Origin of the sequence: Serratia sp. MF1(2023) (assembly GCF_030954545.1) — a bacterium.
Taxonomy (GTDB): Bacteria; Pseudomonadota; Gammaproteobacteria; order Enterobacterales; family Enterobacteriaceae; genus Serratia; species Serratia sarumanii.
The window spans coordinates 29,204-41,382 of the sequence record NZ_JAVHUX010000045.1 but is presented as its reverse complement, the minus strand read 5'-3'; the positions used below and the strand labels follow the sequence as shown (position 1 = coordinate 41,382).

At 59.0% G+C, this 12,179-nt stretch carries 14 protein-coding genes and 1 pseudogene; 6 read left to right on the top strand and 9 right to left on the bottom strand.

Annotated elements, in window-relative coordinates; genetic code table 11:
* Nucleotides 1–80: 80 nt before the first annotated feature.
* Both purN and purM read right to left on the bottom strand, forming a co-directional pair.
* Nucleotides 81–719 carry a phosphoribosylglycinamide formyltransferase gene (gene purN, locus REA38_RS21425; RefSeq protein ID WP_033654578.1) on the bottom strand — a complete coding sequence of 213 codons (639 nt, stop codon included), beginning with the start codon at nucleotides 717–719 and terminating at the stop codon, nucleotides 81–83.
* Entirely contained in the window at nucleotides 719–1,756 is a 1,038-nt protein-coding gene (gene purM / locus REA38_RS21420) for a phosphoribosylformylglycinamidine cyclo-ligase (protein WP_025303843.1), read from the bottom strand. Before purM ends, purN begins: the two co-directional genes overlap by 1 nt.
* Before the next feature lie 255 nt (nucleotides 1,757–2,011).
* On the opposite strand from purM, the gene upp reads away from it, so the two are divergent.
* From upp to REA38_RS21405, 3 genes are all read left to right on the top strand, one after another.
* On the top strand, nucleotides 2,012–2,638 hold the full coding sequence (gene upp / locus REA38_RS21415; protein WP_004941642.1) for a uracil phosphoribosyltransferase: 627 nt from the start codon (nucleotides 2,012–2,014) through the stop codon (nucleotides 2,636–2,638).
* 76 nt (nucleotides 2,639–2,714) lie between these two features.
* Entirely contained in the window at nucleotides 2,715–4,004 is a 1,290-nt protein-coding gene (gene uraA / locus REA38_RS21410; protein WP_021504398.1) for a uracil permease, read from the top strand.
* 97 nt (nucleotides 4,005–4,101) lie between these two features.
* On the top strand, nucleotides 4,102–4,752 hold the full coding sequence (locus tag REA38_RS21405) for a DUF421 domain-containing protein (protein ID WP_033648818.1): 651 nt from the start codon (nucleotides 4,102–4,104) through the stop codon (nucleotides 4,750–4,752).
* Nucleotides 4,753–4,788: 36 nt separating this feature from the next.
* Here the strand turns inward: REA38_RS21405 and REA38_RS21400 are convergent, their stop codons facing one another.
* On the bottom strand, nucleotides 4,789–5,037 hold the full coding sequence (locus REA38_RS21400) for a GlsB/YeaQ/YmgE family stress response membrane protein (RefSeq protein WP_033635514.1): 249 nt from the start codon (nucleotides 5,035–5,037) through the stop codon (nucleotides 4,789–4,791).
* Nucleotides 5,038–5,070: 33 nt separating this feature from the next.
* Nucleotides 5,071–5,586: an E3 ubiquitin--protein ligase gene (locus tag REA38_RS21395; protein WP_308886585.1), complete on the bottom strand. Its 516-nt coding sequence runs from the start codon at nucleotides 5,584–5,586 to the stop codon at nucleotides 5,071–5,073.
* Nucleotides 5,587–5,858: 272 nt separating this feature from the next.
* Here REA38_RS21395 and hda point away from each other — a divergent pair, with 272 nt between their 5' ends.
* Nucleotides 5,859–6,560 carry a DnaA inactivator Hda gene (hda, locus tag REA38_RS21390; RefSeq protein WP_025159568.1) on the top strand — a complete coding sequence of 234 codons (702 nt, stop codon included), beginning with the start codon at nucleotides 5,859–5,861 and terminating at the stop codon, nucleotides 6,558–6,560.
* A 7-nt stretch (nucleotides 6,561–6,567) separates the two neighbouring features.
* Here hda and REA38_RS21385 read toward each other — a convergent pair whose 3' ends face one another.
* From REA38_RS21385 to REA38_RS21370, 4 genes are all read right to left on the bottom strand, one after another.
* A complete protein-coding gene (locus tag REA38_RS21385) occupies nucleotides 6,568–7,113 on the bottom strand; it encodes a DNA-binding protein (protein WP_308886584.1) in 546 nt (181 codons plus the stop codon).
* Nucleotides 7,114–7,126: 13 nt separating this feature from the next.
* On the bottom strand, nucleotides 7,127–7,357 hold the full coding sequence (locus tag REA38_RS21380; RefSeq protein ID WP_033644019.1) for a hypothetical protein: 231 nt from the start codon (nucleotides 7,355–7,357) through the stop codon (nucleotides 7,127–7,129).
* Between the two features lie 200 nt (nucleotides 7,358–7,557).
* Nucleotides 7,558–7,911 carry an arsenate reductase (glutaredoxin) gene (gene arsC / locus REA38_RS21375; protein WP_033648817.1) on the bottom strand — a complete coding sequence of 118 codons (354 nt, stop codon included), beginning with the start codon at nucleotides 7,909–7,911 and terminating at the stop codon, nucleotides 7,558–7,560.
* Between the two features lie 20 nt (nucleotides 7,912–7,931).
* Nucleotides 7,932–9,401 carry a M48 family metallopeptidase gene (locus REA38_RS21370; protein ID WP_033635508.1) on the bottom strand — a complete coding sequence of 490 codons (1,470 nt, stop codon included), beginning with the start codon at nucleotides 9,399–9,401 and terminating at the stop codon, nucleotides 7,932–7,934.
* Between the two features lie 340 nt (nucleotides 9,402–9,741).
* Between REA38_RS21370 and REA38_RS21365 the strand changes: the two genes are divergently transcribed.
* Both REA38_RS21365 and REA38_RS21360 read left to right on the top strand, forming a co-directional pair.
* Nucleotides 9,742–10,281 (top strand): Rrf2 family transcriptional regulator, encoded by a 540-nt coding sequence (locus tag REA38_RS21365; RefSeq protein ID WP_025303838.1) that lies wholly within the window; start codon nucleotides 9,742–9,744, stop codon nucleotides 10,279–10,281.
* A gap of 159 nt (nucleotides 10,282–10,440) precedes the next feature.
* Nucleotides 10,441–11,649, top strand: coding sequence for an FAD-dependent oxidoreductase (locus tag REA38_RS21360; protein WP_308886583.1), 1,209 nt, complete (start codon nucleotides 10,441–10,443; stop codon nucleotides 11,647–11,649).
* 34 nt (nucleotides 11,650–11,683) lie between these two features.
* Here REA38_RS21360 and REA38_RS21355 read toward each other — a convergent pair.
* Nucleotides 11,684–12,145 (bottom strand): annotated as a pseudogene (locus REA38_RS21355) (Lrp/AsnC family transcriptional regulator).
* Nucleotides 12,146–12,179 lie beyond the last annotated feature (34 nt).

Here is a 12,179-nt window from a genome sequence, read left to right as displayed (position 1 = left end):
TAACTTCACAGAATGGATGAAGGCGAAAAAAAAAACGGCGCCGCGTGGGCGCCGTTTAGGCAAGGTTCAGGCTGCGCGCATCAGTCGGCGGCGTGGCCCTGCTCAGGCAGGCGTTCGCCGTCCAGCCAGGCGGCGCCATCGCGCATCGCCAGGCGGCCGTCGACGAACCAGCTCACCACCAGCGGATAGATCGTGTGTTCCTGGGTTTGCACCCGTTCAACCACGTCATCCTCTTCGTCGTCAGCGAAAATCGGCACCTTGGCCTGCAAAATCACCGGGCCGCCGTCGAGCTGTTCGGTCACGAAGTGCACCGAGGTTCCGTGTTCGCTGTCGCCGTTGTCGATGGCCTGACGGTGAGTATGCAGCCCCGGGTATTTCGGCAGCAGGGAAGGGTGGATGTTCAGCATGCGGCCGGCATAACGCTGCACGAACTGCGGGCTGAGGATGCGCATGTAGCCGGCCAGCACCACCAGATCGGGCTGGTGCTGGTCGATGGCGTCCGCCAACGCGGCGTCGAACGCCGTGCGATCGGCATAGGCCTTGGCATCCAGCGCCTGGGTGGCGATGCCCGCCGCCTCGGCGCGCTGCAGGCCGTAAGCCTGCGCCTTGTTGCTGAACACCGCCACGATCTCGGCGGCGATGCGGTCCTGCTGGCAGGCGTCAATCAGCGCCTGGAGATTGCTCCCCTGGCCGGAGACCAACACCACGATCTTTTTCATCAGTTGATGACCACTTGTTGTTCGTCGGAAGAGGCGGTCAGTTTACCGATTTTCCACGCTTTTTCACCTGCCGCGGTCAGCAGCGCGATGGCCGCTTCCACTTCGGCTTCTGGCAGGGCGATGACCATGCCTACGCCGCAGTTGAAGGTGCGGTACATTTCATGGCGGCTGACGTTGCCGGCCTGCTGCAGCCAGGTGAACACCGCCGGCCACTGCCAGCTGGCTTCGTCGATCACCGCCTGCATGCCTTCCGGCAGCACGCGTGGAATGTTTTCCCAGAAGCCGCCGCCGGTGAGGTGAGCGATGGCGTGTACGTCCGCCTTCTCGATCAGCTCCAGCACGGACTTCACGTAAATCTTGGTCGGCGCCAGCAGGTGGTCGGCCAGCGGTTTGCCTTCCAGCTGGGTGGCGGTCGGATCGGTGTTGCTCACTTCCAGGATCTTGCGCACCAGCGAGTAGCCGTTGGAGTGCGGGCCGGAAGCGCCCAGGGCGATCAGCGCGTCGCCGGACTGCACTTTGCTGCCGTCGATGATCTCGGATTTTTCGACTACGCCGACGCAGAAACCGGCCACGTCGTAATCTTCGCCGTGGTACATGCCCGGCATTTCAGCGGTTTCGCCGCCCACCAGCGCACAGCCGGACTGTTTGCAGCCTTCGGCGATGCCGGTGATCACGCTGGCCGCGGTGTCCACATCCAGCTTGCCGGTCGCGTAGTAGTCGAGGAAGAACAGCGGCTCGGCGCCCTGAACCACCAGATCGTTGACGCACATCGCCACCAGATCGATGCCGATGGTGTCGTGGCGTTTCAGATCCATCGCCAGACGCAGCTTGGTGCCCACGCCGTCGGTACCGGAAACCAGCACCGGCTCGCGGTATTTCTGCGGCAACGCACACAGGGCACCAAACCCGCCCAGACCGCCCATCACTTCCGGGCGACGGGTCTGTTTAACTACACCTTTGATGCGATCTACCAATGCGTTGCCTGCATCGATATCGACACCTGCGTCTTTATAGCTGAGAGAGGTTTTGTCGGTCACTGCGCGATTCCCCACGACGGTTTGCGGTTTGAAAACTGTGCTTCCGATGTTGATTCCGGAATAAGGCGCGGCAATTCTAACAGCGCAGGCAAACGTTTGCGAGCGGCTTGTGAACCGGCTCCGCTTTTTCGTCATCTATACTGATATTCAAACTTTTGTTGATCCCGATCGGGCTATTGTGGGTGGCGCGGCGAAAAAAAGGAGGTATAATCCCGCGATTTTTTTGGCCGCAACCACCTTAATAGGAGAAAAATGATGAAGATCGTTGAGGTGAAACACCCGCTGGTAAAACACAAGCTTGGCCTGATGCGCGAAAATGACATCAGCACCAAACGCTTCCGTGAGCTGGCCTCAGAAGTGGGTAGTTTACTGACCTATGAAGCGACCGCCGATCTGGAGACGGAAAAAGTCACCATCGAAGGCTGGTGCGGGCCAGTTGAAGTGGATCAGATCAAAGGGAAAAAGATTACCGTAGTGCCGATCCTGCGCGCAGGCCTGGGCATGATGGAAGGGGTGCTGGAGCATGTGCCGAGCGCGCGCATCAGCGTGGTGGGCGTATACCGCGACGAAGAAACCCTGGAGCCGGTGCCGTACTTCCAGAAGCTGGTTTCCAACATCGAAGAGCGCATGGCGCTGGTCGTCGACCCGATGCTGGCCACCGGCGGTTCGATGATCGCCACTATCGATCTGCTGAAGAAAGCCGGCTGCCACAGCATCAAGGTGCTGGTTCTGGTGGCGGCGCCGGAAGGCATTGCCGCGCTGGAGAAAGCGCACCCGGACGTTGAGCTGTACACCGCCTCCATCGATCAGTGCCTGAACGACAAGGGCTACATCGTGCCTGGCCTGGGCGATGCGGGCGACAAGATATTTGGTACCAAGTAAACATTTGAGCCGACTTAACGAGTCGGCTTTTTTTTGACTAAAACCTATAAAACCAATAAACCGAGGAAAAGCACACATGACCCGTCGCGCCATCGGCGTCAGCGAGCGCCCGCCGCTGCTCCAGACCATTCCGCTCAGCTTCCAGCACCTGTTCGCCATGTTCGGCGCCACCGTGCTGGTGCCTATTCTGTTCAAGATCAACCCGGCGACCGTGCTGCTGTTCAACGGCATTGGCACGCTGCTGTATCTGTTCATCTGTAAAGGCAAGATCCCGGCCTACCTCGGTTCCAGCTTCGCGTTTATCTCGCCGGTGCTGCTGCTGTTGCCGCTCGGTTACGAAGTGGCGTTGGGCGGTTTCATCATGTGCGGCGTGCTGTTCTGCCTGGTGGCGCTGATCGTGAAAAAGGCCGGCACCGGCTGGCTGGACGTGATGTTCCCGCCGGCGGCGATGGGGGCGATCGTCGCCGTCATCGGGCTGGAGTTGGCGGGCGTGGCGGCCAACATGGCGGGGCTGCTGCCGGCGGAAGGCACCAGCGCTGATTCGACTACCATCACCATTTCGCTGGTGACGCTGGCGGTCACGGTGCTCGGCTCGGTGCTGTTCCGCGGCTTCCTGGCGATTATCCCGATCCTGATCGGCGTGCTGGTGGGCTATGCGCTGTCGTTCTTCATGGGCGTGGTGGATTTGACTCCGATTCGCGAGGCGCACTGGTTCGCGCTGCCGACCTTCTACACTCCGCGCTTTGAGTGGTTCGCCATCTTCACCATTCTGCCGGCGGCGCTGGTGGTGATCGCCGAGCACGTCGGCCACCTGGTGGTGACCGCCAACATCGTGAAGAAAGATCTGATCCGCGATCCCGGGCTGCACCGCTCGATGTTCGCCAACGGCATTTCGACGGTGTTCTCCGGCTTCTTCGGCTCTACGCCGAACACCACCTACGGTGAGAACATCGGCGTGATGGCCATCACCAAGGTCTACAGCACCTGGGTGATCGGTGGCGCGGCGGTGTTGGCGATCCTGCTGTCCTGCATCGGTAAGCTGGCGGCGGCGATCCAGGCGGTGCCGGTGCCGGTGATGGGCGGCGTTTCCCTGCTGCTGTACGGCGTGATCGGCGCCTCGGGCATTCGCGTGCTGATCGAGTCCAAAGTGGATTACAACAAAGCGCAAAACCTGATTTTGACCTCGGTGATCCTGATCATCGGCGTGAGCGGCGCCAAGGTGCATATCGGCGCGGCGGAGCTGAAAGGCATGGCGCTGGCGACCATCGTGGGTATCGGCCTGAGCCTGCTGTTCAAGGTCATCAGCCTGTTCCGCAAGGAAGAAGAGGTGCTCGACGCGCCGGACGAACCGGCGGAGCAGAAGTAACGAAAAGGGCAGCCCTTTTTACTCGTATTTCTGCCTTTACATCCGTTGGGATAAAGTAGCTGATAGCATTAACAACATCGATTAAAAGGAAAAGGATATGGAGTACTACGGATATATTTTGCTCAAATTTGTTATTGGCTTTGTCATTGTTATCACCCACTTGAACTTGTCCGGAAAGACCCAGCTATCGCAAATGACCCCTGTGGATTTTATCGGCAACTTTGTGCTCGGGGGCATTATTGGGGGCGTTATCTATAGCGACAGCATCCCCTTGTACCAGTATGTCGTTGTACTGCTTATCGGGGTAGGGCTAATTTCTCTGTTGAATGCAATCAGTAAACACTGCAACTTCTTTCGTTCGGTCACTATCGGCAACCCGATACCAATTATAAAAAACGGCCGCTTTTTGATGGAAAATATTTTAGCCAAGAAAAATAAAATCGACATCTTGAACGTTTCCTCACAGCTGCATGCGCAGGGGATTCACGCCTTTCAGGAGATTGTCTATGCGCAAATTGAGCCGGGCGGTCAGATCACCGCGGTATGTGAGGGAAATGAGCTGCCTTCGATTATCATTATGAAAAATGGCAGGGCCAGGCCTTATGAGCTGCAGGAGATTAATAAAGATGAGGAGTGGTTGAGCCAAACTATCCGTGAACACGGTATAGAGCCGAAAGATATTTTTATTGCTGAGTTTTGGGACGGTAGAACTGCGTTCATTCTTAATGACGGACGCATGGTCAAATAGTGAAAAAGGGGGAGCCTCAGCCCCCCCAATATCATATTAGCTGCGAATTTTGCGGTACACGAACAGCACCACGATAGCGCCGATGACCGCCACCACAAAGCTGCCGAAGTTGAAGCCGTCAACCTTGCCGTAGCCGAAGAAGGTGCTGATATAGCCGCCGACCACGGCGCCGATGATCCCCAGCACGATGGTCAGGATAAAGCCGCCGCCGTCTTTGCCGGGCATGATCCACTTAGCCAAAATACCGGCGATCAGGCCGAAAATAATCCAGGAAATAATCCCCATTTACTGCTCCTTTCTTTTGTGGCTGAGAATAGCTTACTGCTGGGTGGCCGGCTGCGTATTGCCGTTCACCGCCGTATCGGTCTCTTGTTTCAACTCTTGCGCTTTGTTTTCGGCGCTGTTCTTGATGGCTTCGGTCTTCGCCTTGGCCTGCTCGGTCAGATCGTTAGCGCCGTTGATGGCGTCGTTTTTGATGGCCTTGGCCTGATCCACCAGCTGCTGGCTTTGTTTGCCTGCGTCATCCTTGATCGCGGCGGCCTTGGCCTTGGCGTCGTTGGTGATGGCGTCCGCCTGTTTGGCAGCTTCATCTTTAATCGCCGAGGCTTTGTCTTTCAGCTGGTCAGCCTGGGTGGCGGCCTCTTTTTTGATTTCATCCGCCGTTGCTTTCGCTTTGTCCGTCAGATCGTCCGCTTTTTTCTGGGCGGCGTCTTTCATCTGCTCGGCGCTGTCTTTGGCTTTATCCAGGTTGGCGTCAACCTTGGACGAGTCATCACAGCCGGCAACCAACAACCCGATAAAGGAGGCCAACAGCACTTTATTCCATACTTTCATCGTCTATATCCTTGCAGAAACCTTGTTGATGGTGATTGCATTTAGCCTACCTATACTAGGTCAGATTTTACTTAAATTACAAATTTAACCTGCGCAGGCATGGAGTTAGGGAATGATATCGGACAATTCTTGCCTTGGCGGACACCGCAGCCGATCAAGCGGCGCTTAGGCATTGCTCACTATTGCGGCATAAGATCCTGCCGGTTCAACAGCGCCCGTTTTCTGTGTTAAACTGCCTACGTTTTTCTGCCAGTTTTGGTTGAGGTGCTTCTCTGAATACGCCGGCACAGCTTTCACTGCCACTTTATCTTCCCGATGATGAAACTTTCGCCAGTTTTTATCCGGGCGAGAACCCATCCCTATTAGCCGCGATCCAATCCGCCGTCCGTCAGGAACATGGCAGCTATATCTATTTTTGGTCGCGTGAAGGCGGCGGGCGCAGCCATCTGCTGCATGCGGCCTGTGCCGAGCTTTCGCAGAAGGGCGAGGCGGTGGGCTATGTGCCGCTCGACAAGCGCGCCTACTTCGTGCCTGAAGTGTTGGACGGCATGGAGCAGTTGGCGCTGGTTTGCATCGACAATATTGAATGCATCGCCGGCGACGAAGAGTGGGAGATGGCGATCTTCAACCTCTACAACCGCATTCTGGAAACCGGCCGCACCCGTTTGTTCATCACCGGAGATCGCCCGCCGCGCCAGCTGAACCTGCGTTTGCCGGATCTGGCTTCGCGCCTGGACTGGGGGCAGATCTACAAGCTGCAGCCGCTGTCGGACGAAGAGAAACTGCTGGCGCTGCAGCTGCGTGGCAAACTGCGCGGCTTCGAGCTGCCGGAAGACGTGGGCCGCTTCCTGTTGAAACGGCTGGATCGCGAGATGCGCACGCTGTTTATGACCCTCGATCAACTCGATCGCGCCTCGATCACCGCCCAGCGCAAGCTGACCATCCCGTTCGTTAAAGAGATCCTGGGGCTGTAGCGAGCCATCAAACCTGTTTTTCTGCATGTTCCAGCAGGGAGCTGTAGTGCTCAACCTGCTGGCGTTGCCGATCGCTTCGCAGTTGCAAAGCGAGATTGATATGTTCCAGACACTGCGCATTGTCTGCAAGCCGTGGGTCGATTTTCCCTTGTTGCGCCAACCAGGCCGCCACGTCAGCCCAGCGCCATAACGGTGAGGTGCCGCCGAGCCGTTGAATGGGGGAAGGGAAGCCGCCGGGGCCGCGAGTCCCGTCTTTTAGCATCGCGATCGCCTGACGCGACAGTTCAGTGAGCTCGGCAATATCGCTTAATCCCACCAGGCTGGAGTCTACCGATATCACCTTGGCGCCAATATTTGCAGACTCAATATCACTGATGGCGCTGCAAATCGCGTGCGCAAAGTTATCGCTTTCTCGATCGAACTCCAGGTAGACGGTTTTACCGTAGAAACAGATCAGCGCGTCATCGCATCCCGCTACATGCAGCGCATCCTCCAACCCGGTGGTATCGGCGGTCACTCCATCTAGCGTCAATGAGAAATGAAAGAGCGTCATGGTGATTCTCCGGTTATTTTTTCTGCGACAGCGCCAGGCAGTGATCGACTTTGCGCCGAATCTGTTTGGCATGTACCTCTGGATTTTTCGGCGTGCTCCAGATGCTCATCATATGTTCTTGATGTCCGGCAAAGGCGCAATGCAGTCGTCCAAATGCGTGCCCTTTGCTGGGGCGAAAATGCCACCCCTGAGAAAGGGCGTAAGCTAATGCCGCCTGGATATGCTTGTCTGGGTGTTTTTTCATCGCTCGTCCAGTGATGCGATTAGGGTAGTGGGGGTGTTGACGGTTGTCAACGTCTGTCTTGCCGTGAGGCTCGGCATTTGTGCAGCATAGCAACAGGAGAAGTTGAGGATGATGAAAAGTATTTATATAACAAACAATTAAAAATAGCCCTGTTCAGGGCTATTGGTATGTTACGGCTCAATAAGAGGCGGGTTGACCGTTTACAAAATCTCCAGCACCTGCTCCGGCGGCCGGCCGATGCGCGCCTTGCTGCCTTTCACCACGATCGGGCGTTCGATCAGTTTCGGGTTCGCCGTCATCGCCGCCAGCAGTTGTTCTTCGCTCAGGCTGTCGTCCGCCAGCTTCAATTCCTTGTACAGGTCTTCTTTCTTGCGCATCAGATCGCGCGCCGATGTGAAGCCCAGTTCCTTCAACAGCTTTTTCAGCTCATCGGCCGACGGGGGCGTTTCAAGGTACAGCACCACCTTGGGATCGACGCCGTGCTGTTCCAGCAGCGCCAGGGTTTCACGGCTCTTGGAGCAGCGCGGGTTGTGGTAAATCGTGACGTTTTTCATGGCGTTCATTCCTTGTTGCATCAGCTGCGCTGGTATTGGCGGAAGCGCTGTTGCAGTTGGCGCAGCTGGTCGATGCGCGCATCGTAGCGCGCCTGTTTCAGGCTGCCGAGTTTCTGCAGCGAGCTGGCATTGCTGAGAAGGCCGATGGCCTGATCGAGCCGGCCGGTCAGCGCCAGGCTTTCGGCGCGGGCCGACAGTTCTTCATCGCGCAGCCCTTGGGCGGCGCTGGCCTGCGCCAGCAGATCCCAGCCGTTCGGATCGTCCGGATGGGCAAAGGTGTAGCGGTTCAGGATCTTCGAGGCCTGCGCCGGCTGGTTGCCTTCGACATAGGCGTTGGCCAGGTTGAGCTGCAGCACCGGGTTGTTGCTCTGGGCGGCGTTGGCCGCCTGCAGCCGGGCGATGGCCTGCGGCGCGCGTTTCTGGCCGAGATCGATGTCGGTCATCAGGTCGATCAGCCAGACGTTTTTCGCATCCTGCGCCAGCATCGGTTGAATGATGTTGCGTGCGTCGTCGTATTTTTTCGCTTCATAGAACAGGATGGCGCGGCCGTATTTGGCGGCCGCCTGTTCGCGCACATTGCCCTTGCTGAGCGAGCCGAGCAGCTCTTCGTTCAGGCCATAGCCCTCCGAACTGTACATGCCCAGTGCGCGCACCTTGGCCATCAGGTAATCCTGCGAAGACTGCACGATGTGTTTCGGCATCTGGTTGGCGCGGTTGCGCGCGTCGGAAAGGCGGCTGTCCGGCAACGGGTGCGTCAGCAGCATTTCCGGCGGTTTAGAGGCGTAGCGTGACTGATCCGAGAGCTTCTGCAGGAAGTCGGGCATCGCTTCCGGATCGAATCCGGCGCGCTGCAGCACCTGAATGCCGATGCGGTCGGCTTCCTGTTCGTTCGACTGGGTAAAGCTGATCATGCCCTGCTGGGTGCCGGCCAGGGTGCCGCTCAGCGCCGCCATGCCCATGGTCGGGTTGGCCATCGCCAGCAGGATGGAGCCGAGCGCGCCCACCCAGGTCAGCGGGGCGTTGCGCTGCTGATCTTCCATTGCGCGCGCCAGGTGGCGCTGGGTGACGTGCGAGATTTCGTGTGCCAGCACCGAAGCCAGCTGGCTTTCGTTGTCGCTGACGCGCAGCAGCGCGGAGTGCAGCACCACGTTGCCGCCGAAGAAGGCGAAGGCGTTGATCTCGTCGTTGCGCACCAGATAGAAATGGAACGGCGTGCGCACCGAATAGGCGCTGGCCACCAGCCGGTTGCCCAACTGGTTGATGTACTGGCTCAGCAGCGGATCGTTGATCAGCGGGGCGCTGGCGCGCAGTTGGCGCACGTAGAAATCGCCCATCGCCAGCTCTTGTCCGATGCTCAGGGTGCCGCCGGCGGAGGTGCCCATATCCGGCAACTGATCCTGGCTTTCCGCCTGTGCTGGCGCCAGGGCGGTGGCGTTCAGCGTGCCGAGCAGCAGCACCGCTAACGCGGTTTTGGTCAACCGGTTGGTCATAGTCAGGCGTTTCCCTTAAATAATCATTTCTAAGACGTCAGCAGCAGACAAGAGTTCTTTATTCCCACGGCGCAATCCGCGTGAAAGTGCGGCGGCTCACAAACCGCGGCGGCGGCACCCATCACATCATAGTCAGCCGCAGGCGACAAGGAAACGTTAGCCGGGCGCGGATCGGGCAAAAAAGTTTTATTTTTCATTTTGAAGGGCGTTTTTTCGTCGCTGGCGGCATGCATTTCGAATAAAAACACGGATCAATTTTGTCCGTGTTTTATTGACAAGAGAAACGCAGACTCATATAGTCTGCGTTATTGAAGATTCATTGACGGTCGAAAACGGACACATGGCGTACATCACAACCAGCGTTGAATATGGCATCCACTGCCTGCTGTGGCTGGTCGGCGATAACCAGCGCGCGCTCAGCAGCCGCGAGCTCGCTGAACTGCAGGGCATCTCCCCCAGCTTTCTGGCCAAGATTTTCCCCAAGCTGGAAAAGGCAGGGATCGTCGCCGCCAGTGAAGGGGTGCGCGGTGGTTATCGTCTGGCGCGCCCGGCGGACGAGATCAGCTTCCTGGCGATCATCGACGCCATTGAAGGGCACAAGCCGCTGTTCGATTGCCAGGAGGTGCGCGGGCGCTGTGCGGTGTTCGACGATTCCCCGCCGGATTGGGCGGTTTCCGGCAAATGTGCCATCCACGCGGTGATGCTGCAGGCGGAGAAAGCGATGCGCGACGCGCTGGCGGCGCAGACCCTCGGCGCCGTCGCGGCCCGCTTTGGCCGCAAGGCGCCGCAGGGCTTCTTCGGTGAGGTCAACCTCTGGCTCGACGAGCGCATGACGGAACGCACCGCGCGCAGCGGCAAAACGGCGCGCGCCAAGACCTAACCACCGCCTTTCCTTAAAGCGAAACACACTTTTTCCCGCCTCTTCGGAAGGGGCGGGCGGGCCTTCTGCACCCTGTTACGGGAGCGGAACGGCATCGTTCATCCGAAAACTTGCGGGCAGCCTTATCGCCCGGTTAACCCTGTATGAAGGAGTCATCCCATGACGCAGAAAATAGTGATTGCCGGTTCCGGTTTTGCCGGTTTTTGGGCCGCCGTGTCCGCCATGCGCGCCATTAACATCGCCGGTAAGCATGACGAGATCGAGGTGCTCATGGTTTCGCCGACGCCCACGGTCACCATCCGGCCGCGCCTGTATGAAGCGGTGCTGGAAAACATGAACCCGGACATTTCCGCGCAGCTCGCCGCCGTCGGCGTGCGCCACCTGGCCGGGACGGTAGAACGCATCGACGCCGCCGCCAAAACGCTCACGGTGGCGCAGGCGACGGGGGGATCTCTTGAGCTGGTCTACGACCGCCTGGTGTGGGCCACCGGCAGTCGGCTCTCCGTGCCTGCGGTGCCGGGCTTTGCCGAATACGGTTTCAACGTCGATACGCTGGAAAGCGCGCAGCGTTTGGATGCCCATATCAAAGCGCTGGCGGCCAAACCCTCGACGCCCGCGCGCAACACCGCCGTGGTGGTGGGCGCGGGGCTGACCGGGCTGGAGAGCGCGGCGGAGATGCCGCAGCGGCTGCGGGATGCGCTGGGCAAAGACGAGAACGTGCGCGTGGTGATCGTCGATACCGCGCCGGAAGTGGGCGCCGGGATGGGGGCGGAGCCGGGGGCAGTGATACGCCAGGCGCTGGCGGAGTGCGGCGTGGAAGCGCGGGCCGGTCTGCGCGTCTCGGCCATCGACGCCGAGGGGGTGATGTTGTCGAACGGTGAGCGCATCGCTGCCAACACGGTGATCCTGGCGGCGGGCGTGCGGGCGCATCCGCTGACCGAGCAGATCCCCGGCGAGCGCGACGGCAGCGGCCGGGTGATCGGCGACGCCTTCCTGCGCGCGCCGGCGACGACGGGCATTTTCGTGACCGGGGATACGGTGAAGGCGGCGACCGACGATCTCGGCAACCACAACCTGATGACCTGCCAGCATGCGATGAGCCTTGGCCGCGTGGCCGGCCACAATGCGGCGGCGGAGCTGGCGGGATTGCCGACGCACCCGTACAGCCAGCCGAAGTATGTGACCTGTCTGGATCTGGGGCCCTGGGGCGCGCTGTATACCGAAGGCTGGGATCGCCAGGTGCGTTTTACCCGTCAGGAAGGCAAAAAGATTAAGCAGGAGATCAATACGCAGTGGATTTATCCACCGGCGGCGGATCGCGAGGCGCTGTTCGCCATCGCCAATCCGGATTTCGTGATTGTGCCTTAAAGAAGTCAAAACGGGAGCGGCAACGCTCCCATCGTCATTTTCCCAGCGGCAGGAACGAGCGCTCCGGCACCACGGTCTTCATCACCAGGGTGGAGCTCAGGCGCTGCACGCCCGGCAGAGCGGAGAGTTTCTCGTCGTAAAGCTGTTGAAAGGCGGGCAGATCGCGGGCGATCACGTGCAGCAGGTAGTCGGGATCGCCGAACAGCCGCTGCGCCTGCACCACCTGCGGAATGTCCATCATGGCGTTTTCGAAGGTTTCAACGGCGCGGCGATCGCCTTCGCGCATGGTGACGAACACCAGGGCGGAAAAGTTATAGCCCAGGCTGCCGGGATCGAGCTGGGCGCGGTAACCTCTGATCACCCCGGATTCCTCTAACGCCCGCACCCGGCGGTGGCAGGGGGATACGCTCAACCCGATCCGCTAGGCCAGCTCGGTCACCGACAAACGGCCGTCGGCCTGCAGTTCAGCAAGAATCTTGCGATCAATCTTATCCATTTAGAAGAATTTCCCCTCTTATGCCGATTTCAGG

Coding starts and splice junctions, on each gene's coding strand:
- REA38_RS21400 (WP_033635514.1), bottom strand. CDS start 5,037: ATGGGGATTATTTCCTGGATTATTTTCGGCCTGATCGCCGGTATTTTG.
- REA38_RS21395 (WP_308886585.1), bottom strand. CDS start 5,586: ATGAAAGTATGGAATAAAGTGCTGTTGGCCTCCTTTATCGGGTTGTTG.
- REA38_RS21360 (WP_308886583.1), top strand. CDS start 10,441: ATGACGCAGAAAATAGTGATTGCCGGTTCCGGTTTTGCCGGTTTTTGG.
- REA38_RS21405 (WP_033648818.1), top strand. CDS start 4,102: ATGGAGTACTACGGATATATTTTGCTCAAATTTGTTATTGGCTTTGTC.
- uraA (WP_021504398.1), top strand. CDS start 2,715: ATGACCCGTCGCGCCATCGGCGTCAGCGAGCGCCCGCCGCTGCTCCAG.
- REA38_RS21385 (WP_308886584.1), bottom strand. CDS start 7,113: ATGACGCTCTTTCATTTCTCATTGACGCTAGATGGAGTGACCGCCGAT.
- upp (WP_004941642.1), top strand. CDS start 2,012: ATGAAGATCGTTGAGGTGAAACACCCGCTGGTAAAACACAAGCTTGGC.
- arsC (WP_033648817.1), bottom strand. CDS start 7,911: ATGAAAAACGTCACGATTTACCACAACCCGCGCTGCTCCAAGAGCCGT.
- purN (WP_033654578.1), bottom strand. CDS start 719: ATGAAAAAGATCGTGGTGTTGGTCTCCGGCCAGGGGAGCAATCTCCAG.
- REA38_RS21365 (WP_025303838.1), top strand. CDS start 9,742: ATGGCGTACATCACAACCAGCGTTGAATATGGCATCCACTGCCTGCTG.
- REA38_RS21370 (WP_033635508.1), bottom strand. CDS start 9,401: ATGACCAACCGGTTGACCAAAACCGCGTTAGCGGTGCTGCTGCTCGGC.
- REA38_RS21380 (WP_033644019.1), bottom strand. CDS start 7,357: ATGAAAAAACACCCAGACAAGCATATCCAGGCGGCATTAGCTTACGCC.